This is a genomic window from Pseudomonas sp. SK3(2021), assembly GCF_016772375.1.
Classification (GTDB): Bacteria; Pseudomonadota; Gammaproteobacteria; order Pseudomonadales; family Pseudomonadaceae; genus Aquipseudomonas; species Aquipseudomonas chlororaphis_I.
On sequence record NZ_CP061943.1, the window covers coordinates 5,743,665 to 5,765,600 of the forward strand.

The 21,936-nt window shown below is 64.0% G+C and carries 21 protein-coding genes and 4 tRNA genes; 18 read left to right on the forward strand and 7 right to left on the reverse strand.

Going from position 1 to position 21,936, the window contains the following annotated elements; genetic code table 11:
* Position 1: 1 nt before the first annotated feature.
* Genes IF690_RS25420 through yacG form a run of 3 tightly spaced genes read left to right on the forward strand, consistent with a single transcriptional unit; the run spans position 2 to position 1,694 of the window.
* Positions 2-874, forward strand: a complete 873-nt coding sequence (locus tag IF690_RS25420; RefSeq protein ID WP_202697844.1) for a prepilin peptidase — start codon at positions 2-4, stop codon at positions 872-874.
* A complete protein-coding gene (gene coaE, locus IF690_RS25425) occupies positions 871-1,494 on the forward strand; it encodes a dephospho-CoA kinase (RefSeq protein ID WP_202697845.1) in 624 nt (207 codons plus the stop codon). Before IF690_RS25420 ends, coaE begins: the two co-directional genes overlap by 4 nt.
* Positions 1,491-1,694, forward strand: coding sequence for a DNA gyrase inhibitor YacG (yacG, locus tag IF690_RS25430; RefSeq protein WP_009045670.1), 204 nt, complete (start codon positions 1,491-1,493; stop codon positions 1,692-1,694). The genes coaE and yacG overlap by 4 nt, the downstream gene beginning before the upstream one ends.
* A gap of 4 nt (positions 1,695-1,698) precedes the next feature.
* On the opposite strand, the gene IF690_RS25435 is transcribed toward yacG, so the two are convergent.
* The 3 genes from IF690_RS25435 to IF690_RS25445 all read right to left on the reverse strand — a co-directional run bounded on the left by IF690_RS25435 (position 1,699) and on the right by IF690_RS25445 (position 3,134).
* Positions 1,699-1,914 carry a hypothetical protein gene (locus IF690_RS25435; RefSeq protein WP_202697847.1) on the reverse strand — a complete coding sequence of 72 codons (216 nt, stop codon included), beginning with the start codon at positions 1,912-1,914 and terminating at the stop codon, positions 1,699-1,701.
* Between the two features lie 66 nt (positions 1,915-1,980).
* Entirely contained in the window at positions 1,981-2,670 is a 690-nt protein-coding gene (locus tag IF690_RS25440; protein ID WP_202697853.1) for an energy-coupling factor ABC transporter permease, read from the reverse strand.
* Complete coding sequence (locus tag IF690_RS25445) at positions 2,667-3,134, reverse strand: FAD/FMN-containing dehydrogenase (protein ID WP_202697857.1); 468 nt, start codon at positions 3,132-3,134, stop codon at positions 2,667-2,669. Before IF690_RS25445 ends, IF690_RS25440 begins: the two co-directional genes overlap by 4 nt.
* 453 nt (positions 3,135-3,587) lie before the next feature.
* Here IF690_RS25445 and IF690_RS25450 point away from each other — a divergent pair, with 453 nt between their 5' ends.
* The 15 genes from IF690_RS25450 (at position 3,588) to IF690_RS25520 (ending at position 21,247) form a co-directional block, all read left to right on the forward strand.
* Positions 3,588-5,024 carry an undecaprenyl-phosphate glucose phosphotransferase gene (locus IF690_RS25450; protein WP_202697863.1) on the forward strand — a complete coding sequence of 479 codons (1,437 nt, stop codon included), beginning with the start codon at positions 3,588-3,590 and terminating at the stop codon, positions 5,022-5,024.
* The gene (locus IF690_RS25455) at positions 5,024-6,484 is read left to right on the forward strand and encodes a mannose-1-phosphate guanylyltransferase/mannose-6-phosphate isomerase (RefSeq protein WP_202697869.1); all 1,461 of its coding nucleotides are present in this window, start codon (positions 5,024-5,026) and stop codon (positions 6,482-6,484) included. The genes IF690_RS25450 and IF690_RS25455 overlap by 1 nt, the downstream gene beginning before the upstream one ends.
* A complete protein-coding gene (locus tag IF690_RS25460) occupies positions 6,484-7,395 on the forward strand; it encodes a glycosyltransferase family 2 protein (RefSeq protein WP_202701732.1) in 912 nt (303 codons plus the stop codon). The genes IF690_RS25455 and IF690_RS25460 overlap by 1 nt, the downstream gene beginning before the upstream one ends.
* Positions 7,396-7,401: 6 nt before the next feature.
* Positions 7,402-8,226: a polysaccharide biosynthesis/export family protein gene (locus IF690_RS25465; protein WP_202697872.1), complete on the forward strand. Its 825-nt coding sequence runs from the start codon at positions 7,402-7,404 to the stop codon at positions 8,224-8,226.
* A gap of 67 nt (positions 8,227-8,293) precedes the next feature.
* Positions 8,294-10,276: a GumC family protein gene (locus IF690_RS25470; protein WP_202697874.1), complete on the forward strand. Its 1,983-nt coding sequence runs from the start codon at positions 8,294-8,296 to the stop codon at positions 10,274-10,276.
* A complete protein-coding gene (locus IF690_RS25475) occupies positions 10,276-11,457 on the forward strand; it encodes a glycosyltransferase (protein ID WP_202697877.1) in 1,182 nt (393 codons plus the stop codon). The genes IF690_RS25470 and IF690_RS25475 overlap by 1 nt, the downstream gene beginning before the upstream one ends.
* Positions 11,454-12,803: a glycoside hydrolase 5 family protein gene (locus IF690_RS25480; RefSeq protein WP_202697880.1), complete on the forward strand. Its 1,350-nt coding sequence runs from the start codon at positions 11,454-11,456 to the stop codon at positions 12,801-12,803. Before IF690_RS25475 ends, IF690_RS25480 begins: the two co-directional genes overlap by 4 nt.
* Positions 12,804-12,828: 25 nt before the next feature.
* Entirely contained in the window at positions 12,829-14,043 is a 1,215-nt protein-coding gene (locus IF690_RS25485; RefSeq protein WP_202697882.1) for a glycosyltransferase family 4 protein, read from the forward strand.
* Positions 14,034-15,137 carry a glycosyltransferase family 4 protein gene (locus IF690_RS25490; protein WP_202697884.1) on the forward strand — a complete coding sequence of 368 codons (1,104 nt, stop codon included), beginning with the start codon at positions 14,034-14,036 and terminating at the stop codon, positions 15,135-15,137. Before IF690_RS25485 ends, IF690_RS25490 begins: the two co-directional genes overlap by 10 nt.
* Positions 15,137-16,534: an O-antigen ligase family protein gene (locus tag IF690_RS25495; protein WP_202697885.1), complete on the forward strand. Its 1,398-nt coding sequence runs from the start codon at positions 15,137-15,139 to the stop codon at positions 16,532-16,534. The genes IF690_RS25490 and IF690_RS25495 overlap by 1 nt, the downstream gene beginning before the upstream one ends.
* The gene (locus IF690_RS25500) at positions 16,531-17,352 is read left to right on the forward strand and encodes an acyltransferase (protein WP_202697890.1); all 822 of its coding nucleotides are present in this window, start codon (positions 16,531-16,533) and stop codon (positions 17,350-17,352) included. The genes IF690_RS25495 and IF690_RS25500 overlap by 4 nt, the downstream gene beginning before the upstream one ends.
* Positions 17,352-18,758, forward strand: coding sequence for a lipid II flippase MurJ (locus tag IF690_RS25505; RefSeq protein WP_202697892.1), 1,407 nt, complete (start codon positions 17,352-17,354; stop codon positions 18,756-18,758). The genes IF690_RS25500 and IF690_RS25505 overlap by 1 nt, the downstream gene beginning before the upstream one ends.
* A 115-nt stretch (positions 18,759-18,873) precedes the next feature.
* Positions 18,874-19,503, forward strand: coding sequence for a DUF1780 domain-containing protein (locus tag IF690_RS25510; protein ID WP_007924708.1), 630 nt, complete (start codon positions 18,874-18,876; stop codon positions 19,501-19,503).
* 211 nt (positions 19,504-19,714) lie between these two features.
* Positions 19,715-19,888, forward strand: a complete 174-nt coding sequence (locus tag IF690_RS25515) for a DUF3094 family protein (RefSeq protein ID WP_202697894.1) — start codon at positions 19,715-19,717, stop codon at positions 19,886-19,888.
* Between the two features lie 60 nt (positions 19,889-19,948).
* Entirely contained in the window at positions 19,949-21,247 is a 1,299-nt protein-coding gene (locus IF690_RS25520; protein WP_202697895.1) for an NAD(P)/FAD-dependent oxidoreductase, read from the forward strand.
* Between the two features lie 126 nt (positions 21,248-21,373).
* On the opposite strand, the gene IF690_RS25525 is transcribed toward IF690_RS25520, so the two are convergent.
* The 4 genes from IF690_RS25525 to IF690_RS25540 all read right to left on the reverse strand — a co-directional run bounded on the left by IF690_RS25525 (position 21,374) and on the right by IF690_RS25540 (position 21,786).
* A tRNA-Pro gene (locus tag IF690_RS25525) sits at positions 21,374-21,450 on the reverse strand.
* A 93-nt stretch (positions 21,451-21,543) separates the two neighbouring features.
* A tRNA-Lys gene (locus IF690_RS25530) sits at positions 21,544-21,619 on the reverse strand.
* 5 nt (positions 21,620-21,624) lie between these two features.
* Positions 21,625-21,701: transfer RNA gene (locus tag IF690_RS25535), tRNA-Pro, on the reverse strand.
* 9 nt (positions 21,702-21,710) lie between these two features.
* A tRNA-Asn gene (locus IF690_RS25540) sits at positions 21,711-21,786 on the reverse strand.
* Between the last annotated feature and the right edge of the window lie 150 nt (positions 21,787-21,936).

Sequence of the window (21,936 nt, forward strand, 5' to 3'; positions counted from 1 at the left end):
CATGTCATTGACTGAGGTCCTGGCCAGCTATCCGCTGGTCTTCGTAGCATCGATGCTGGTCCTGGGCCTGATTGTCGGCAGCTTTCTCAATGTGCTGATCTGGCGTCTGCCAAAGATGCTCGAGCGCGACTGGCACGCCCAGGCCCGTGACATCCTGGGGCTGCCCGTCGAGCCTGCCGGACCGACCTACAACCTGTTGCTCCCGCACTCCCAGTGCCCCCACTGCGCCCACCCGATCCGCCCCTGGGAAAACATCCCGCTGTTCAGTTACTTGCTGCTGCGCGGACGCTGCTCCGCATGCAAGGCACCGATCGGCCGGCGCTACCCGCTGGTGGAGCTGAGCTGCGGCCTGGCCTCGGCGTTCGTGGCCTGGCATTTCGGCTTTGGCTGGCAGGCCGTCCTGATGCTGCTCCTGAGCTGGGGCCTGTTGGCAATGAGCCTGATCGATGCCGATCATCAACTGTTGCCCGACGTACTGGTGCTGCCGCTGTTGTGGCTGGGCCTGATCGTCAATGGCTTCGACCTGTTCGTCAGCCTCCACGATGCGCTGTGGGGCGCCGTGGCCGGCTACCTGTGCCTGTGGTCGGTGTACTGGTTGTTCAAGCTGCTGACCGGCAAGGAAGGCATGGGGCACGGCGATTTCAAGCTGCTGGCCATGTTCGGCGCCTGGGGCGGCTGGCAGATTCTGCCGATGACCCTGCTGCTGGCCTCACTGACAGGAGCCCTGGCCGGGATCGCCCTGCTGCGTCGCAACCGCGCGCAAATGTCCACGCCTATTCCTTTCGGCCCCTTTCTGGCGATTGCCGGCTGGATTGCCTTGCTCTGGGGTGGTCAAATAACCGTCTCTTATTTGCAGTTTGTCGGTTTCAGATGACCAAGCCTGTTTTCAAACCCTGGATCCTCGGCCTTACCGGCGGTATCGGCAGTGGCAAAAGTGCCGCGGCCCAGCACTTCATCGACCTGGGCATCCATGTGGTGGATGCCGATCACGCCGCCCGCTGGGTGGTGGAACCCGGCCGTCCGGCCCTGGCCCGCATTGCCGAACATTTCGGCGACGGCGTGCTGCAGGCCGATGGCCAGTTGGACCGCGCCGCGCTGCGCACGCTGATCTTCGAGGTGCCGCAACAACGCCTCTGGCTGGAGGCCTTGCTGCATCCGTTGATTGCCGATGAGATCGCCGCGCACCTGGCCCGCGCCGAGTCGCCCTACGCGATTCTGGTGTCACCGCTGCTGATCGAATCCGGGCAATACGCGATGACCCAGCGGATCCTGGTGATCGATGTGCCGCAACAACTGCAGATCGAACGGACCCTGCAACGCGACCGGATCAGCGAACAGCAGATCCAGGCGATTCTCAAGGCCCAGGCGACCCGCGAAGATCGCCTGAGCCATGCCGACGATGTGCTGGTCAACGACCGTGACCTCGCCTGGCTGCACAGCGAGGTCGAACGCCTGCATCACTTTTACCTTACCTTGCGTGGAGGCCAGTCATGAGCCAACCCCTGACCGTGGAATGTCCAACCTGCGGTGCGCCCGTGGAGTGGACCGCGAGCAACGTCAACCGTCCGTTCTGCTCGGACCGCTGCAAACTGATCGACCTCGGCGCCTGGGCCGCCGAAGAACACAAGATTCCGGTCAGCCCGGATGCCGAGGACGATCTGTTTTCCGACGACCTGCCGCCTCGCGCCCACTAACGCTTCAAGGCCGCATGAAACCGTAGTCCTGCGTATCGTCGAGGTTCTCCGCGAGAAACTGCAACTCGTCGGCCAGATCCTCGGCGCTGCGCACCCGCCGACTCTCCTGCACCACCGCGCTGAGCAGGGCGCGCAGGCTCAAGCCTGGTTCGAAACCCTCTTCCTGCGCAGTATCCAGGCTCCTGCGTACTTCCTGCCGCGCCCATTCATACACACTCATGACCCTGCTCCCGAACGGTTTTTTGCCGAGCATGGGACCGCGCCTGCCGAACGTGTTTGATATGGATCAAGAACGCGGATCGTCATCCTTCCACGGCGCCGAGAGGTAACGGGTGCGGTTGAAGGTTTCCAGCCATTCGGGGCAGAACACCACCAGGGCGCTGACTACCATGCCGTTGATGAAGGCCTCGGGAAAGATGATCAGCCACAGGTAGCCGATGAAGTCTTCCAGCCATTCCGGCATGGCGAAACGCCCGTCGAACCACAGCAGCCCCAGGCCCACCAACAGGCACAGCAAGGCCGACAGCGCGGCGGCAAAAAAACCGGAACAGAAGATATACACAAAGGGATTACGCGGCTGCGCGCGCTCCACCAGGGTCGCGCAGCATTCGGTGACCAGCACCGGCAGCAGGATCAGCAAGGCGCCGTTGATGCCGACCGCCGCCAGGTCCTGGCGGCCCAGCGCAACCAGCCCCACCTGGGCAATCAGCCCGCCGACGATCGCCAGCGGCCAGTCCAGCAACAGGGTCACGGCCGTCATGCCGATGAAGTGATAGGACACGCCGGTATCGAAATCCCGGCGCACCAGCCACAGCATGAACAACGCGAACACCGTACCGAACAGCAGATGCTGACGCCGGCTGTCGCTGAACAGCTCGACCCAGGACGCGCGCCAGGCGGCCCAGACCAGCACCGGCACATAGATCAGCCAGCCGACGCCGAGGGTGAGCGGCGACAGCAGCGCGGCGCTGATCATGGTTGTGCCTGCTCCAGCGCCGCGCGCAGTTCGGCGGCCGTGCCGTACTCCCGTTGAGCGACCAGCCGGCCATCCTCGAGTTGCAACCACAGGACTTTATCCACAGCCCCGGCGTAGCGCGGCGCCACTCGTCCGTCACGGTCGAGCATGACCCGGTAGCCATAATCACGCATCGCCGGCACCGCGAACATCCTGGCGATCACCGCCGGCATGCGCTGGATATCCGCGACGAATACTGTGTGTCGTGCTTCCAGATAACCCGCAGGACGATCCTGCAAGGCCGCGTTTACCAACTTGGCGCCGTCCATGCTGCGCGCCACCAGCAGGGTCCGGGTCTGCCCGTCGAGGCTATAGGCCCGGTCGAATTGATCGAGCAAGGTCCAGGGCGCCAGACGCTCGCCGACCTCCACCGCGTGTGCCAGCAATGGCATGAAACCCAGCAACAGCAATGACCAATACCTCACAGCTTCTTCCCCTTCCTTCGGTTAATCCGCAAGCGCCCAGTCTACACCGCCAGAGCACACCGCCCGAGGGCCGCGCCAGTGAGCGAGCCCCCCGCAATCACGGGCGAAAAGGAATAAATCGCCACGGGTTGGACAAGAGTTCCCCCCTGCACAACACTCCATTTATCCGTCACCCCCTCGCTCACGAATGAGCCAACTTCATGACACATTCCCAGGCTTCCATTCGTCACACACGCACAAAACCGTCAAAAAACCGATGTATAATGCAAAAAAAAGTTAACCCGCTAGAATCAGTCAATTAGTTGACTATAAAAGTAGAAAAGTAGTATTATATGGCCATCATAGGCCGCCAAAAAACAGACTTTTGCAGTAAGCCTTAGTTTTTTCAGCCTGCCTCTGTACTGGCTTTACCCTTAACAGAGCTGGGTTTTTACCTGGCAGCGACGGGATTCGATGCTTACGAAATCGATTGATAGCAGGTTTCTGACCCGAACCGGGTTCATGGAGCTCTTCATTTCGGGGGTAAAACTGACGCACGCCCTGTCCGCCGCCTTGCCTGGAATCCTGCTGCTCCTGAGTCTTGAATCCGCCAGTGCGGATGTCTGGCCAACCGTCCTTGGCCTGCTGCTGTTCTTTGCCGTGATCACCGTCATCCTGTTCCAGGCCCAGGGGGTCTACTCCGAAGAGTTCTTCAGCAATCGCCTGCGCCTGCGCACGATGCTGGTGGCCTGGACCTCCGCCTTCTGCATCCTGCTGGTCATGTACCTGGGGCTGCACCTGCTGCCGGTCTTCAGCCTGCGGGACCTGGCTGTCTGGTTCATCGCCAGCCTCGTGCTGTTTGGCATCGAGCGCCTGTTTCTGCTGCGCCTGTTCCACTCGTGGATGGCCAGTGGCAAATACCTGCAACGCACGGTGATCCTCGGTTTCAGCGAGAGCGCGCTGTTCCTTGCCGAACACATGCAGCGCCACGGCGATATCCGCTCCGGCCTGATCGGCTTCATCGACGATCGCAGCGACCGCGTGCCCAAGGCCTTCTGCGACCTGCCCTTTCTGGGCAACACCCAGAACCTGGAAGAGCTGATCCGTTCCGAGCAGGTCAACCAGGTACTGATCGCCCTGCCCTGGGCCGCGCACGCACGCATCGGCGGGCTGGTGCAGCGGCTGCGGCAGTTGTCGGTGAATGTCGCCCTGGTGCCCGACATCACCACCCTGCGCTTCGGCCACAACCGCATGACCGATGTCGGCGGCATCCTGATGTTCAACACCTCCGAGCTGCCATTGCGCGGCTGGGCGCCGCTGATCAAGCGCTGCGAGGACATCGTGCTCGCCCTGCTGGGCCTGGTCCTGTTGTCCCCTGTGCTGCTGGCCACCGCCGTGGCGGTGAAGCTCGACTCCAAGGGCCCCGTGCTGTTCCGGCAAAAGCGCTACGGCTACAACGACCGGTTGATCCGCGTGTTCAAGTTCCGCTCGATGTATGTCGAGCAGGCGGACCTCAATGCCGAACGGCAGACCACTCGCGAAGACCCGCGGATCACCCGGGTCGGACGCTTCATTCGCAAGACCAGCATTGATGAGCTGCCCCAGCTGTTCAATGTGCTGATGGGCAACATGTCGATCGTCGGGCCTCGCCCACATGCCACCGCCACCAAGGCGGCGGGAGTGCCGTTCGAACAGGCGGTGCGCGAATACAGCTCGCGCCATCGGGTCAAGCCCGGTATCACCGGCTGGGCACAGATCAATGGCTACCGGGGAGAAACCGACACCCTGCAGAAAATCCAGAAACGAGTGGAGTACGACCTCGATTACATCTCCAAGTGGTCGGTCTGGCTGGATCTGTACATCGTTTTCATGACGGTTCCGGCCGTCCTCTCGACGAAGGAAGTCTACTGATGAGCGCATTCACTGGATTGATCCCCTGCATTATTTCCGGCGGCTCGGGCTCGCGTCTGTGGCCAGTCTCTCGGCAGAACATGCCCAAGCCATTCATACGCATGCGCGATGGGCAAAGCCTGCTGCAAAAAACCTTCGTCCGCGCCAGCAGCCTGGCGGACGTCAGTTGCGTGGTCACGGTGACCAACCGCGACCTGCTGTTCCGCTCGCTGGACGAGTACCGCAGCGTCAATCAAGGCAAGCTGGACCTCGACCTGCTGCTCGAGCCGTTCGGGCGCAATACCGCCGTGGCCATTGCCGTGGCGGCCCTGCATGTGCGCGAGTACTGGGGCGACGAGGCGCAGTTGCTGATCCTTCCGGCCGACCACCTGATCCTCGACCAGGATGCCTTCGCCACAGCCGTGGGCAAGGCGCGCAGCCTCGCCGAAGCCGGTTACCTGGCGACCTTCGGCATTCAGCCCGACAAACCCGAGACCGGTTTCGGCTACATCGAACAGGGCCCGGCGCTGAAGGAGGGTTTCAAGGTCGCGCGTTTCGTCGAAAAACCCAACCTGGCCACCGCCCAGGCCTACGTCGACAGCGGCAACTACCTGTGGAACGCCGGGATGTTCTGCTTCCGTGCCGACACCCTGCTGCAGGAGCTGACCCTGCACGCTCCCGAAGTGCTGGGGGCCGCCCAGGCCTGCCTGGAACAAGGCATGACCCTGGACAACAAGCACTGCCGCCAGCGCGAACTCGACGCCGACGGCCTGGCCCGCGCCCCGGACGTTTCGATCGACGTGGCCCTGATGGAACGCTCCGAACGGGTCGCCGTGGTGCCCTGCGACCTCGGCTGGAGCGACATCGGTTCCTGGGATGCGCTGCGCCAGCTGACCCCGAGCGACGCCGCCGGCAACCAGGTCAACGGCGAAGCCATCCTGCATGACGTGAGCAATTGCTACATCGACTCGCCCAAGCGTGTGCTCGGCGCCGTTGGCGTCAGCGACCTGATCATCGTCGACACCCCGGACGCGCTGCTGGTAGCCGATGCCTCGCGGACCCAGGACGTGCGCCATATCGTCACCGAACTCAAGCGCCTGGGCCACAGCGCCTACAGCCTGCACCGCACGGTCACCCGGCCATGGGGGACCTACACCGTGCTGGAGGAAAGCAGCCGCTTCAAGATCAAGCGCATCATGGTCAAGCCCAAGGAGTCGCTGTCGCTGCAGATGCACCATCACCGCAGCGAGCACTGGATCGTGGTCAGCGGCGCCGCCCTGATCACCAATGGCGACCTGGAGGTGCTGCTCAACAGCAACGAATCCACCTATATTCCCGCCGGCCATAAACACCGCCTGAGCAATCCCGGGATCATCGACCTGGTGATGATCGAAGTGCAAAGCGGCGAGTACCTGGGCGAAGACGACATCGTGCGTTTCGAGGACGTCTACGGCCGTGCCCCGGCGCAGGTAAAACCATGATGAAGGTGGCGCTGATCATTCCCGCCCGCAACGCCGGAGCGCACCTCGACCGGCTGCTGCCGGCGCTGGCCGCCCAGACGCTGCAACCGGACACCGTGCTGGTGGTCGACAGCAGCTCGACGGACGATACCGTCAGCCGCTTCCGGCAGTTCGGTGCCCGGGTGGAGGTCATCGCCGCCCGGCAGTTCAACCATGGCGGCACCCGCCGCTGGGCGAGCGAACAGGTGGACGCCGACGCGCTGATCCTGCTGACCCAGGATGCGATCCCGGCCACGCCCCAGACCTTCGCCAACCTGATCCAGGAGCTGGAAGAAGACCCACGGATCGGCCTCGCCTACGGTCGTCAGCTACCGCACCCCGGCGCCGGGATTCTCGAGGCGCAGTCGCGCCACTTCAACTACAGCCCGCAGAGCCGCAGCAAAAGCCTGGCCGACGCCGAGGAACTGGGGATCAAGACCTGCTTCAGTTCGGACTCGTTTTCCGTCTACCGGCGCAGCGCCCTGCAAGCGGTGGGCGGCTTTCCCGAGGACGTCATCGGCAGCGAGGACGCCCACGTCGCGGCGCGCATGCTGCTCAACGGTTATCTGGTGCGCTACGCCGCCAGCGCCTGCGTGCAGCATTCGCACAGCTACAGTCTGATGCAGGAGTTCCGCCGCTATTTCGATATCGGCGTGTTTTATGGCCGCGAACCCTGGATCCGCGAAGCCTTCGGCAGCGCGGGCGGGGAAGGCAAGCGTTACGTCCAGGCCGAGTTGCGCGCCTTGCGTGACGCCGGCCAGTTGCAACGCGTACCCGAAGTGCTGCTGCGCAGCGCGCTGAAACTGTTGGGCTATCGCCTCGGCCACGCCGAACAGCATCTGCCGACACCGCTCAAGCGTCGCTTGAGCATGTTCTCAAACTACTGGACCTGAGCTGTCATGATGACTATTAACCGACCTTCCCGGCTTTGTCTGTTGAGCATCCTGACCGCCTCCCTGTGGCTGGGCGGCTGCTCGACCCCCGCCCATGTCGCGCTCCCCGACAGCGACACCCTCAAGGCTCGCCACGCGGCGGCACTGACCCTGGCCGACCTGCCGCCAGCCCAGGTGCTGATCCAGAGCGGCGACACCCTGCGCATCGTGCGCGATGCCCAGGAGCCGGCCGCCACCGACGACATGACGCTGTTCGTGGTGCGCCCGGACGGCTTTATCTCGATGCCCGGCATCGGCCGGATCAAGGCCGCGCTGCTGACCCCGGAAGGCCTGGGCAAGGAAATCACCGGGCGCTACAAGCGCATCTACCGCGAGCCGGAAGTGACGGTGAATATCGCCATTGCCCCGAGCAACCGGGTGTTCATCGGCGGCGCGGTGGCCAACCCGTCGTTCTTCAACCTGGCCGGCACCGTGTCGGTGGAGCAGGCCCTGCTCAGCTCCGGCGGCGTCCTGCCGTCGGCCGACAGCTCCAACATCGCCCTGCTCAGGACCGGCCCCGACGGCAAGTACAAGATGTATTTCGTCGACCTCGGCAGCATGCTCAGCAACCCCAACCATCCGCTGGTCGCCCTGCAGCGCGGCGACCTGATCTACGTGCCGCAATCGACCATCGGCAGCACGGTGGAAGCGGTGGACATGTACTTCACCAAGCTGTTCCCGATCAACAAGGGGATTGGCCTGGGCTTCAACTACGACCTGAATGAACAAGACGTGAAAAACAGCGGCAACACGATCAACAACTTTCCCAGCAGTAGTTCGTCGGGACAATGAACAGGATCGATACGTTTGATCGGCCTCCATCAGCCACTGCTACAAGTACTTTCAACGGAGTGATCCCGTGATCGAAATACGCTCTCTACGTGATCTGTTGCGCCTGTTCTTCATATTCCGCCGCGAGTTCAAGCTGGCGGTCATCACCACCATCGTGGTCGCGGTGCTGGGCGCCTTCCTGCTGCCGACGCGCTACGAGTCGGACGCGCGCCTGCTGGTCAAGCCCGGGCGCGACAGCACCACGGTGCCGATCGAGGCCAGCAATCGCCAGACACTGATCTCGCCCAGCACCCAGCACGACCCGATCGTCGATGAGGAAAAGATGCTCACCGGCCGGCCCATCGTGCACATCGTCGCCCAGCGCTACCTGGAACTGAGCGCGGCCGCCGAACCCCAGGGTTTCTGGAAGACCCTCAAGTTCTACGCCAAGAAGGCCATGGGCACGGCCATCGATGCGCTGCGCAGTCTGCTGCAACTGGTCGGTCTGTCGGAACCGCAGAGCCCGCTGGACCGCCTGGCGACCCGCCTGGAAAAGAACTTCCAGGCCAGCCATGAACCGGGCTCGTCGGTGATCGATATCAGCTTTACCTGGGACGACCCGGAAGTCGCGCAGCAAGTGGTGAAGATCTGGGTCGACACCTTCCTCGAGGAACGCGCCCGGGTGCTCGGTCGCAAGAGCCTCTACGCCTTCTATGAGGGCGAAGGCAACAAGGTGGCCGCGCAGATCCTCAGCCTCAAGGAGCAGTTGCAGGGCCGCCTGAAGCAGATCGATTCGATCAGCGTCGATGCCCGCCTGGAAAACCTCACCAGCCAGATCGACCGGCTGACCGACGCCCGGGTCGATGCGCAGAACCAGCTGTCCGGGATCAGCAACTTCCTGATCAACGCCCGCCAGCAGATCCTCGATCAGCCCGGCGAAGTGGTGACCAGCCGCGAGACCAGCCTCAACCCGACCCAGCTCGACCTCAAGCGCCAGCTCAACACCCTGCAGGTGGAACGCGCGCGCTTGCTGCGCACTTATTTGCCCGAGGCGCCGGCGGTCAGGCAGATCGAACAGAACATCCATGACCTGCAGGCCCTCAGCGAACAGGAAGAGACCCGCCTGGAACGCTCGAAGAACATCGCGCCCAATAGCCTGGTGACCAACGTCAAGCAACAGGTCATCGATGCCCAGCTGCAACAACGCCGGCTGACCGGGCAGATCGAGAACTACGACAAGACCCTGGCCACCTTGCGCGCCGAGCGCGACCGGGTGCTGACCGACGAGCCTGAACTCAACCGCCTGACCCAGCAGTTGCGCACCGCTGAAAAGAGCTACGCGCTGTACTCGGAAAACCTGGAACAGGCGCGTATCGACCACGAGCTCGACAGCAGCCAGATCAGCAACATCGCGATCATCGAGCACGCTACCTTCAACCCGGCGCGGGTCTTCCCCAAGAGCCTGCTGATCCTGCTGTTCGCCATTCCCGCGGGGATCGCCGTGGGTCTTTTGACCATCTATGTCTGCTACCTGCTGGACCAGCGCATCCACGACGGCTCGCGCCTGCCGGATATGTTCCAGGTGCCGCTGTGGGGCAGCGTGCCGGACCTCGAGGACGCTACGCCCGCGGCGATGACCGCAAGCATCTACCGGCTCTACAGCCTGTTGCCCATGGACCGCATCGAGAGCCAGGGCCTGACCCTGGGCCTGACCTCGGCGCGCCATGGCGAAGGCGTGAATTTCATCCTCGAACGCCTGCGCCGCTTGCTGGAAGAACGCGGCCATCGCGTGCGGGTCAACGACAGCGCACCGGCCCAGCCCGGTGAAGTCCTGCTGCTGGATGCCTCGGCCCTGCTGTCGAACCAGGAGGCCTTCCTGATCCTGCGTCGCGCCGACCTGATCGCCCTGGTGATCGAAGCCCGGACCAGCACCGTACCGATGATCGAAAATGCGATGTCGCTGCTGACCACCGCCTTCGGCAAGGTCGACGGGCTGATCCTCAACCGTCGCCGCTTCGAAGTACCGTCCAGGGTGCTGGAGCGGATCAACAGCTGGCGCGGTGCAGCCTGATGCGTATTGCCTTGCTGGCCCCGCTGCCGCCGGAACAGACCGGTATCGCCGACTACGCCGCGCATTTCAGCAATGCGCTGCGCGGCCTTGGCATCGAAGTGCTGACGCCGCTGGCCGGCTGTCACGACCCAGCGGAACAGCTGACGCGCCTGCGCGCCTTCGACTGGACGGGCGTCGACCTGGTGCACGCCGAACTCGGGGGTGGCCGCTTCGGTGAATTCCAGGCGCTGGACTACCTGAGCGCCGAACAACCGCGGATCCCGCGCACGGCCACCGTGCATGACCCGGAGCGCCTGATCTGGCGGCGCGCCCGGCTGTTCTGGCCGCTGACCCTGCTCGAACGCCTGCCGCACCCGCTGCCGCAAGCGGCGGCGCTGCTCGCCGACCCGCTGACCCTGCGTGAAGAGCGGCGCCTGGCCCGTGGCATGCGCCGACTGATTACCCTGACCCGGCTGGGCGGCGACTGCCTGCGCCAGCGCATGGGCCTGCAACCGCAACAGGTGGCGGTGATCGCCCATGGCAACCTGCCGATCCCTGCGGCCGAACTGCCGCCACTGGTGCCATTGCGCCTGCTGTACTTCGGCTTCATCTATCGCGGCAAGGGCATCGAGGACCTGATCGAAGCCCTGGCCCGGACCCTGGCGGCCAACCCGCAGTGCCGAGGCCAGGTACGCCTGACCCTGGCCGGCGGCACCGCCCCGGAAATGACCTTCGACCCGGCCGGCAACTACCTCGACGGCCTGCGCCAGCGCATCCGCGAACTGCAACTGGACGATGTGGTGGACTGGCAACTGGACCTGCCGTCCGCCGAGATCGCCCGCACCATCCAGGCCCACCACGTGATGGTGCTGCCGTACCGCGAATCGAAAAAGCTCGCCTGGCTCGGCCAGATGCGCGGCACCAGCGGTGCCCTGTCCTGGGCCAATGCCTGCGGTCGCGGGGTCGTCACCTCCAATGCCCGGGCCTTTGCCGAGGAGGTTGCCGGCGGCAATGGCGTGACCTATCAGCAAGGCGATGTCGAAGCGCTGAGCCAGCACCTGAGCCGCCTGGTGCTGGAGCCCGAACTGGCCCGCCAGTGGGCCGCGCGGGCCAGCGAGGCCGGGCAACAGCGCGAGTGGAGCGCGACCGCGCGCCGCTTCGCCGAACTGTTCAATGAAGTGTGCCAGGAGCGATCGAAATGAAGACCCGACCAGGCCTCGAACGTCGCCCTCTATTGCGCTATCTGCCGCTGGTGGCCGCGCTGGCGGTGGGCGGCGCCCTGCTGCTCAGCGAACAGGTCGATGCCACGCCGATCAACCTGGCCCCCGATCGCACCCTGGTGTGGAAGGACTACCTGGGGGTCAACGCGCATTTCCTGTGGTTCACCCCGCAGCAATACCGCAAACAGATCGCCGCCTATAAGCAGCTCGGCCTGCAATGGGTGCGGGTCGACCTGCACTGGGACCGGCTCGAGCCCACCGAAGAGGGTTACCAGCTCAGCACCCTCGACGAACTGGACCGGACCCTGAGCGACGCGAAACTCAAGTCGCTGTTCTACCTGGTGGGCTCGGCGCCCTTCGTGACCACCGCTCCCAAGGGCGGGCCCTTCCAGGATCAGTACCCGCCGCGGGATCCGAAAGTCTTTGCCACGCGCATGGCGATGCTGGCCCAGCGTTACCCGGACATCGACGCCTGGCAGGTGTGGAACGAACAGAACATCCCCAACAACTGGCGGCCGAAACCCGATGCCAAAGGCTACGGCGAGCTGTTGCTGGCGACTCACCAGGCCCTGAACCAGGTGGCGCCGGACAAGACCCAGGTCATGGGTGGCATGGCTTACTACAGCCAGATGCCGACCCAGCGCAACGCGCTGATGTTCGAAAAGCTCGGCGAACTGGGCGTGCAGAGCCTGGGCATGGTCGCCGCCTACCACCCGTATTCGCAAACCCCGGAAACGGATGAGCCAGGCAAGAACGAAGTGCTGCTGCGCGGCAAGCAGCTCAACGACATGCTGCACGGCGCCGGCCTGAAGAGGGTCTGGGCCACCGAGTGGGGCTGGTCGAGCTACGCCGGGCCCAAGGAGATGCAGCGGCTGATCGGCGTCGACGGCCAGGCCGACTACACCCTGCGCCGCCTGGCGTTGATGAGCGATCAGGACTACGAGCGGATCTTCCTGTTCGCCCTTTCCGATCTCGACTCGCGCGCCTCGGCCCGCGACCAGCATTACGGCCTGCTCGACCTCAACGGCGAACCCAAGCCGGTGTACAAGGCACTCGCGCGGTTTCTCGAGATCACCGGCGCGCGCCTCACACCCGGCAAGACGCCCGTGTTGGAAAACCTGCCCGACACCTTCTACAGCGTGTCCTGGACCCGCGACGACGGTAAGCGCCTGCTGATGTTCTGGAGCGCCAAGGCCGGCACCATCAAATTGCCGCAGGTGCACCAGGCCGAACTCTACGATCCGCTCAGCGGGACCCGGGCCAGCCTCGAGGCCGCGGACGGCATCCAGCCGGCCGTGAAATCGTCCCTGCAGATTCTCGTGTGGTAATCGATCTCGACCTGGAGTGCCGTACGTGAAGATTCTCTGGATTCTCCCCTACCTGCCCTGGCCCATGACCAGCGGAGGCAAGACTCGCCAGTTTCACTTGCTGCGGACCTTGAGCGAGCGGGGCCACCGCATTACCTTGCTGGTGCAGTCGAAGACCGAGGCCGATGCCGCCACCCGCGCCGCCCTCGAGCCCTGGCTGGAACGCCTGATCGTGGTGCCCCGGCGCCCGCTGAAACACCCGGTCACGCTGCTGGCCGGACTGTTCGCGCCCTGGCCGCTGCTGACCACGGTCAACGGCGTGTCGCGCCCGTTGCGCGAGCGCTTCGACAGCCTGCTGCAGGAGCCCTGGGATGTGATCCAGGTCGAGCACAGCTACAGCCTGCAACCCTATCTGCAACCGCTGCTGCGGGCCGGCCGGGACTTCGTGCTCACCGAGCACAACCTCGAATCCAGCCTGGGCGGCGCGACCTATGACCGCTTCCCGGCCTGGGCCAGCCTCTTCGTGCGCTATGACCAATGGCGCTGCCGGCAGTGGGAACGCAAGGCGTTCGATTCGGCCCGCCAGGTGGTCGCGGTGACCGAAAGCGATGCCCAGGCCATGCGCCAGCTGACCCGTACCCCGGTCGAGGTGGTGGTCAACGGCGTCGACAGTCGCAGCTTTGCCGAAGTCTCGGCCGACCCGCAGAGCCAGCGGGTGCTGTTTGTCGGCAACTACGAATACGCGCCGAACCTGGACGCCGTGCAGTGGATGCTCGACGAGATCTTCCCGCGGGTCTGGAGCCAGTGCCCCGAAGCGCGCCTGGCGGTGGCCGGGTACGCCTTGCCGGCCAACTGGCCCGAACGCTGGACCGACAGCCGCGTCGAGTGGGTCGGCTTCGTGCCGGACCTGCCCGACCTGCAACGACGTTGCGCGTTGTTCATCGCGCCGTTGCGCCAGGGCGGCGGCTCCAAGCTCAAGGTGCTCGAAGCCATGGCCGCCGGCCTGCCGCTGGTCAGCACCGCGCAAGGCGCCTCGGGCCTGGCCATCCGCCCCGAGGAACATTACCTGGCAGGCGACAATGCCCAGGCCCTGGCCGATGCCGTGATTCGCCTGTTGAGCGAGCCGACCCTCGCCGCCCAACTGGCCGGCGCCGCCCGCCTGTATGCCCGCCAGCATCACGACTGGGCCGTGGCCGGCGATGAGCTGGAACAGATCTACCGGACTCTGCCCTCCACACAGGAGCATCCCGCATGCGTGTAGCCCTCGATTATCGTCCGGCCACGGTCGCTCCCTCCTCGGGCATCGCCCGTCAGGTCAAGGCATTGGAACAGGCCTTGCGCGCCCGTGAAGACACCGAATTGCTGCTGGTGAGCGAAGCGCCACTGGAGCATGAACAACGCCAGACTGCCTTCTGTCCGGCCTGGCCGAGCCCCCTCGATGGCGTGCAACGCCCCGGCGTGCGCCTGCGCTTCGAACGCAAATTCTTGCCGGCGACCATTCGCGAGCAGTCGGTCGACCTGTACATCGCCACCGCCAACATGGGCCTGCCCATCGGCCACAAGCCGGCAGGTACCCGTTATGTGCTGATCCTGCATGACCTGTTCCAACTGACCCAGCGCAACTTCCACCGCTCGCCGCTCAAGGCCCTGGCCTATCGGCTGATCGATGCCGTGTCGATCGCCTGGTCGATCCGGATCGCCGACGAAGTCTGGTGCCCTTCGCGGTTTTCCTGCAGCGAAGCGGCCCGGCTATTTCCCTGGGCACGGCCGAAATTCCGTGTACTGAACAACCTGGTGCCGGAGTTCCAGGGCGCCATCGGCCCGCTGCCGGCGGGCCTGCCCGAGCGCTACTGGCTGGCCGTCGGGACGCGGGAGCCGCGCAAGAACATGCCGTTCTTCATCGAACAGTGGCAGCGCTGTCGCCAGGAAAACCCGCAAGTACCGAAGCTGGTCCTGGTCGGCCACGCCAGCGACCTGCCGGCGAACCTGAGCCAGTTGCCCGGCCTGCATTGGGTCAGTGGTGTCAGCGACGAGCAGCTGCAGGCGCTGTACCAGCATGCCGACTGCCTGTGGCAACCCTCCTACGCCGAAGGTTTCGGCCTGCCGGTGGTCGAGGCGCTGTGGCAAGGTACGCCGGTCGCGGTGGCCAGGGGCTCGGCCCTCGACGAGGTCTCTCCGCCCGGCGCGCGACGCTTCAACGCCCGTGATCGCGCCAGCCTGCGCAACGCGCTGATCGAGCAGGCCCAGGACAGCAACAGACCGGATCCGGACACCCTGCGCGACTGGGCCCGGCAATTTGCCGAACCGACCTACCGCCAGCGCCTCGATACCTTGCTCACAGGGCTCTTTCACTGATGCTGCCAGGAAAATCCATTGGCCTGACCCTGGGGTTGATCTTCGGGATTCTGTTGTGGGCCCTGCCACCGGCAAAAGTCATCTTCGTGGTGATCGGCCTGGCCGTAGCCCTGACGCTGATCCGCAAGCCGCTGTGGGGCCTGCTGATCTTCGCCGTGCTGGCCACCTGCATTCCTTACACCACGCTGCAACTGGGGATTCGCACCACGGTCAGTGAAGCGGTGCTGGGCCTGACCTGGGTCGGGTTGTTCTGGCAATCGTTCATCGGCAAGACCCGCAACCTCATGCTCTGGCGCCCCACCGAACGGGCCATGGCCTGGCTGATGCTGTTCAGCGCCATTCCCTTTGTCTGGGGCATGCTGATCATTCACGCCGAGGGCAACGGCCCGGTGAACTGGGTGCGCTGGCTGATGAACCTGTCGCTGCTGTTCATGGTGCCGTTGCTGCTGCGTACCGATGCCGACCGCGACAAAGTGGTGATCGCCCTGCTGCTGGGCACTCTGCTGATGCTGCTGTTGTCGATCGGCATGTTCATCAAGTCGCGCAACGCGATGTCGATGATCCCGATCCTCACCGACCTCAAGTACGCCCACCCGGAAGCGGTGAAGGACATCTTCTCCGCCAACTACCAGCGCATGGCATCGCCCTGGGTCCACCCCAACCTCACGGGCGGCGTGCTGGTGCTGTTCATTCCCCTGGCGCTGCTCTATGGCTGGACCCGGACTGGCGCGCGCCGGGCCCTGGGGCTGGCGGTGGCGATCCTGGGTTGCGCCGGGCTGCTGCTGAGTATTTCCCGCGGGGCGATCCTGGCCCTGGCCCTGGTGCTGATCTGGCTGACCTACAAGCGCGTGCCCTACAGCGGCCGGATCATTGGCCTCGGGGCGGCCTTCGCGGTGGCCCTGGTGATGTTCTATCCGCCGCTGCAGGAACGCCTGATGACCATGTTCTCGGCGACCAACGCCAGTACCGAGGTGCGTTTCGACGAATACGCGAAATTCCCCGAGGCAATGATGCGCTACCCGCTGGGCATCGGCTTCAAGGTCGACCCGCCGGTACCGGGCACCGATCTGCCGGGCATCTCCAACCTGTGGCTGAACTTCATCTACAAGATCGGCATTCCGGGGATGCTGCTGTTCATCGCCGTCACCCTGTTGTGGTGGCGCGAGGTGCGCCCGCTGGCGCCGATCCGTCAGGTGACCGCTGACAACGCGCTGTGGCTGGGCTGCATTTGCGGCCTGCTGGCGGCGTTGCTGACGGGCCTGTTCGACCACTACTTCAGCTTCACTTTCGTATTGATCGGTCTGTTCTGGCTGTTGATGGGCATGAGCCTGCAACAGGTCCGGTTACGCCCGGCCATCACCCTCCCCCTCGTCAACCCCAAGGATCGCCAAGCATGAAACACCGTATTTTCCACTCTGCGGATCTGCCGGAACGCCTGCCTGCCCTGGCCTCGGAGCTGGGCGTCAGCCACGATGAACTGCTCGAGGCCTACAGCTGGGGGCTGAACAACGACGTGCTGTTCGTCGAGGGCGACGGCGAGCAGGCGCGCTACAGCGTCTGTTCGGTGGACATCGAACAGATCATCGAGCATCCCCTGGCCCGACGCCTGTATGGTCGTTTGAAGCAGGACATCCCCACCACCCTGGTGCCGCGCTACGGCAAGAACCTGGCCACCCTCAAGGACCGCTGGCTGCGGGCCTGGGAGCAGGCCTACAACATCCTGATCAACAAGATCCCCAGCCATCACGTGCGCATCGCCTGGCTGCGCCTGGGCGGCGCGAAAATCGGCAAGGGCTCGAGCATCTGGCGCAACACCGAGGTGCTGGGGGTGGAAAACCTGGTGATCGGCGAGGACAGTGTGATCGCCTGGCATTGTCAGGTCGACGCCCGGGCCGGGCTGATCATCGGCGATCATGTGACGATCGCCTCTCACGTGCTGATTCTCGCCGGCGGCCATGACCCGATGAGCCCCGAGTTCTGGTCGGTGTCCGCGCCCATCTACATCGATGACTACGCCTGGATCGCCACCCGGGCGCTGCTTGCCCATGGCTCGCATATCGGTCGCGGGGCGGTAGTGACCGCCAACACCCTCGTGGCCAAGGCCGTTCCCCCCTACAAGATCATCGGTGGCAGCGGTGCCAAACCCATGGGCGAGCGCCCTCACGACCTGAACTACAAGGTGGGTGGCAAAGGCCTGTTCACCCTGTTCTATTGATGCTCGGCAGCACCCTGCTGCTGACCCTGGCGACCCTCGCCGGGCTGCTCGCCGGCTTTGCCCGCGAATGGCTGCTGGTGGCGGCCTGGGGCGCGGGCAGCCGCAGCGATGCGTTCCTGGTCGCGGTGTTCATTCCAGAAGCCCTGCGCATGACCCTGGCGGCCGGTATCCTGGCGGCCGCGGCCCTGCCGCTCTATCAGGAGCGCGACGCCCAGCGCCAGCACGCCTGGCTGGCGGGCCTGAGTCCGCGCCTGCTGGGCCTGGGACTGGGGTTGTATGCCCTGCTGGCCTTGAGCGCGCCACTGTGGATCCGCCTGATCGGTCCCGGGCTCGACAGCGCAGCCCAGGCCGAAGCCGCCGCCAACCTGCGCAGCCTGGCCGCCTGCATCCCCGGCCTGCTCCTGCATGCGCTGTTCAGCATTCCGCTGCACACCCGGCAACGTTTTGTCCTGCCGGGGCTGGGCTCGCTGCTGTTCAACCTGCCACCGGTGCTTTATCTGTTTTTCTACGGCCAGGCGAGCCTTGGCTCCGGCCTTTCGCTGGCGTTTTTTCTCGGCAGCCTGTTGATGTGCCTGTCGCTGGTGCCAGCGATCTGGCAAACCGGCTGGCGCCCCTGGCAGGTCCGCGGTGACGCCGGAGCCAGCCGTGAATTGCTCGTGCGCCTCGGCCCGCTGCTGACCAGCAACCTGGCCAGCCAGGGCCTGGCGCTGGTGGAGCGGGTGGTCGCCAGCTACCTGGGCGAGGGCGCGGTGACCTGGGTCAACCTGGCGCGCAAGCTGATCAACCTGCCGTTGATCGCCTTGATGAGCCTGAACCAGGTCCTGCTCGGCCTGATGAGCGGCAAGTCCGGCGATCAGCGCCTGGGGTTGCTGCATCGCGGACTCGACGCCGCGACCCTGCTGAGCCTGCCAGCCGCCCTCGGCCTGGTGGGCGCCAGCCCGGCGCTGATCCACTGGTTGCTGCCCGCCCAGAGTGCCGACGGACCACTGCCGGCGCTGCTGAGCTGGTTCGCCGTGTCCCTGGTGTTCGGCGCCTGGAACGCCATGCTCGCGCGCTACGCTTATGCCGCCGGCGATACCCGAACGCCGCTGCACTGCGAACTGCTCGGCAGCCTGCTCAACGCCTTGCTGCTGGCAGGCTTGCCGTTGGTTGCGGGGTTGAATGCGATTCCCCTGGCCGCCCTCGGCGGCGTGATCCTGACCAACCTGCTGCTGATGCAGCGCCAACAATTGCTCAGCCTCATCAGCTGGCCGGTGCGCTGGGCCGTCAGCGCCGTTCTGCTGGGTGCCGCGGCGCTGCTATTGCATCCGCTGCCGAATGCCTGGCTGCAACTGGGGCTCAGCACAGTGGCCGGGCTGCTCCTGCTGATCGCCCTGGGCCTCTGGCTGAAACCCTGGCGGGCTTGAACCAGCGGCAGAGGGTTGACCTGATGTCACACTTATCCGTTATAAGTGCAGTCAGCCCCCGCCGACCCGGCAGAGTGTATTTCTTGGATCAGCGTTTGGACGCTAAGCTTGGACTATGGATGACTCAGATTACCTGCGCCTGCTCACCATTCAGGCCGAACAAGCCAATGCGTTCCTGTCCAATGCGCGCAAATGGGAGCGTGAGCGTTGGGTTTGCCAGCGCCTGCTGCAAGGCTTGAACATCCCCTACCGTGCCGACGAATTCACGCCCGCCGGGCAAGAGCCGCCGGACGTACTGTTTCGCGAGGCCTGTTTCGAAGTGTTCTTCGTGCTGGACGAAGGCCGTCGCCTCAACGATGAATGGCGCGACGAGTTGCAACGGCGCCGCAGTGCCTTCTCCCTCAGTCAGTTGGTGCGACGCGAGGCCAAGCCCAAGCGCATTCCGGCCAACGAACTGTTGCTCAGGCTGGCACCGACCCTGCGCAAGAAAGCCCACAACTACAAAGAACGCGGCATGGACCTGGGGGAACTGGACATCATCGCCTTCGCCAGCCTCAAGCGCGAAGTGCTCGACCTCAACAGCCATTTCCCGCCGCCGACCGAGTATCTGCGCCAGGGCTGGCGCTCGTTGTCGCTGGTCGGGCCGACCTTCGCCCGCGTGCTGTTCGCCCATCCCGACGCACCGGACTTCCTGCGCGGCAACCTGGGGCGCAGCATCCTCTTCGACGTCGGGATCAGCCTGTAGGCCGCCTGGAGCGGAATTTCCCGGGCCCACTTCAGGCCATTCGTGGCATGGCGCAAACACCCTGCGAGTGTTACAAAGCGCAATCACCCGCGCGCTGACAAGGTCCGTATCCGCGAGCAGCTATGCTCCGTTCCATGCCGCATGGCCCGACAAGATGGCACTGCGCTGTAACCTTCATACTTTTCGCAACGTCTAGCTGACGAGGCTTTTTATGACCAGCCGCCTGAACCCCGACGACCAACGCCGTGTCGAAGAATACCTGCAACTGGCCCAGCACCGAGTCGAGCGCCGGCCCTTCCGGCCGTGGATGCTCCTCGTGATAGTCGTGACCATCACCATTGGCCTGGGCCTGCTGAGCCGACTTATCAGTTACCTGACGCTATGAGCTGCATCGCGCTCGCTCGGGTAACCGTACCGATTTCTTTTAGCCTTGCGAGATATCCCCATGACTCATCGTATTGTCATCGTTGGCGGCGGCGCCGGCGGTCTGGAGTTGGCTACCCGTCTGGGTAAGACTCTGGGCAAGCGCGGTACCGCCAGTGTGATGCTGGTCGACGCGAACCTGACCCACATCTGGAAGCCCTTGCTGCATGAAGTGGCCGCCGGCTCGCTGAACTCTTCCGAAGACGAACTCAACTATGTCGCCCAAGCCAAATGGAACCACTTCGAGTTCCAGCTGGGCCGCATGAGCGGGCTCGATCGTCAGCAGAAGAAAATCCAGCTGGCCGCCACCTACGACGAAAACGGCCTGGAGCTGCTGCCGGCCCGCGAGCTGGGGTACGACACCCTGGTGATCGCCGTAGGCAGCACCACCAACGACTTCGGCACCCAGGGCGCCGCCCAGCACTGCCTGTTCCTCGACACCCGCAAGCAGGCCGAGCGTTTCCATCAACAGTTGCTCAACCACTACTTGCGCGCCCATGCCGGGCAGACCGATGTGGTCGAGCAGATCAGCGTGGCTATCGTCGGTGCCGGCGCCACAGGCGTCGAACTGGCCGCCGAGCTGCACAATGCCGCTCACGAACTGGCGGCTTACGGCCTCGATCGGATCAAGCCGGAAAACATGCACATCACCCTGATCGAGGCCGGGCCACGGGTACTGCCAGCCCTGCCGGAGCGGATTGGCGGCCCGGTACACAAGACTCTGGAAAAACTCGGGGTCAAGGTGATGACCAATGCCGCGGTCAGCGAAGTGACCGCCGACAGCCTGGTCACCGCCGATGGCCAGGTGATTTCCGCCAGCCTGAAAGTCTGGGCCGCCGGGATTCGCGCACCGGGTTTCCTCAAGGACATCGACGGCCTGGAAACCAACCGCATCAACCAGCTGCAAGTCCTGCCGACCCTGCAGACCACCCGCGATGAGAATATCTTCGCCTTTGGCGACTGCGCCGCCTGCCCGCAACCGGGCACCGACCGCAACGTTCCACCGCGGGCCCAGGCGGCTCACCAGCAGGCATCGCTGCTGACCAAGTCGCTGAAACTGCGCATCGAAGGCAAGGCCCTGCCGGAATACAAATACACCGACTACGGTTCGCTGATCTCGCTGTCGCGTTTTTCCGCCGTGGGCAACCTCATGGGCAACCTGACCGGCAGTGTGATGCTCGAAGGCTGGCTGGCGCGGATGTTCTATGTGTCGCTGTACCGCATGCACCAGATGGCGCTCTACGGCCCGTTCCGTACCGCCATGCTGATGCTCGGCAGCCGGATCGGCCGCGGCACCGAGCCACGACTCAAGCTGCACTGAGTCAGTGGTTCAAGATAAAAATGCCCCGAGCGATCGGGGCTTTTTTTCTTTACGCGAAAGACGCAACCGACGCCGAATTCCGGACAAAAAAAATCCCCGCATCTTTCGATACGAGGATTTTCAGTATGGTCGGGGTAAGGGGATTCGAACTCCTGACATCCTGCTCCCAAAGCAGGCGCGCTACCGGACTGCGCTATACCCCGGTAAAAAAAAGGCACCCTTTAGAGGCGCCTTCTGCGAACAGAGCTTTTGGCGTCTGATCTTAAGATTCGATTCCAGCGAGCTGGTCTCAAAAATGGTGGGTCGTGTGGGATTCGAACCTACGACCAATTGGTTAAAAGCCAACTGCTCTACCAACTGAGCTAACGACCCAAATATGGTCGGGGTAAGGGGATTCGAACTCCTGACATCCTGCTCCCAAAGCAGGCGCGCTACCGGACTGCGCTATACCCCGGTTTGAAATTGGCTCCGTGACCAGGACTCGAACCTGGGACCCAATGATTAACAGTCATTTGCTCTACCGACTGAGCTATCACGGAACTGAACATTTCAATTTTACAACAGGCTTTTATTTCTAGAAGCCTCCTCGTCGACCTGGTCCGTATCGCTACGTTCATGTCTCTGAGGCGCGCTATTCTACAATCTTAAAAACCTCTGTCAACCCCCTAAATTGCTTTCAAGACAATGAT

Coding starts and splice junctions, on each gene's coding strand:
- IF690_RS25420 (WP_202697844.1), top strand. CDS start 2: ATGTCATTGACTGAGGTCCTGGCCAGCTATCCGCTGGTCTTCGTAGCA.
- coaE (WP_202697845.1), top strand. CDS start 871: ATGACCAAGCCTGTTTTCAAACCCTGGATCCTCGGCCTTACCGGCGGT.
- yacG (WP_009045670.1), top strand. CDS start 1,491: ATGAGCCAACCCCTGACCGTGGAATGTCCAACCTGCGGTGCGCCCGTG.
- IF690_RS25435 (WP_202697847.1), bottom strand. CDS start 1,914: ATGAGTGTGTATGAATGGGCGCGGCAGGAAGTACGCAGGAGCCTGGAT.
- IF690_RS25440 (WP_202697853.1), bottom strand. CDS start 2,670: ATGATCAGCGCCGCGCTGCTGTCGCCGCTCACCCTCGGCGTCGGCTGG.
- IF690_RS25450 (WP_202697863.1), top strand. CDS start 3,588: ATGCTTACGAAATCGATTGATAGCAGGTTTCTGACCCGAACCGGGTTC.
- IF690_RS25455 (WP_202697869.1), top strand. CDS start 5,024: ATGAGCGCATTCACTGGATTGATCCCCTGCATTATTTCCGGCGGCTCG.
- IF690_RS25460 (WP_202701732.1), top strand. CDS start 6,484: ATGAAGGTGGCGCTGATCATTCCCGCCCGCAACGCCGGAGCGCACCTC.
- IF690_RS25465 (WP_202697872.1), top strand. CDS start 7,402: ATGATGACTATTAACCGACCTTCCCGGCTTTGTCTGTTGAGCATCCTG.
- IF690_RS25475 (WP_202697877.1), top strand. CDS start 10,276: ATGCGTATTGCCTTGCTGGCCCCGCTGCCGCCGGAACAGACCGGTATC.
- IF690_RS25480 (WP_202697880.1), top strand. CDS start 11,454: ATGAAGACCCGACCAGGCCTCGAACGTCGCCCTCTATTGCGCTATCTG.
- IF690_RS25490 (WP_202697884.1), top strand. CDS start 14,034: ATGCGTGTAGCCCTCGATTATCGTCCGGCCACGGTCGCTCCCTCCTCG.
- IF690_RS25495 (WP_202697885.1), top strand. CDS start 15,137: ATGCTGCCAGGAAAATCCATTGGCCTGACCCTGGGGTTGATCTTCGGG.
- IF690_RS25500 (WP_202697890.1), top strand. CDS start 16,531: ATGAAACACCGTATTTTCCACTCTGCGGATCTGCCGGAACGCCTGCCT.
- IF690_RS25505 (WP_202697892.1), top strand. CDS start 17,352: ATGCTCGGCAGCACCCTGCTGCTGACCCTGGCGACCCTCGCCGGGCTG.
- IF690_RS25510 (WP_007924708.1), top strand. CDS start 18,874: ATGGATGACTCAGATTACCTGCGCCTGCTCACCATTCAGGCCGAACAA.
- IF690_RS25515 (WP_202697894.1), top strand. CDS start 19,715: ATGACCAGCCGCCTGAACCCCGACGACCAACGCCGTGTCGAAGAATAC.
- IF690_RS25520 (WP_202697895.1), top strand. CDS start 19,949: ATGACTCATCGTATTGTCATCGTTGGCGGCGGCGCCGGCGGTCTGGAG.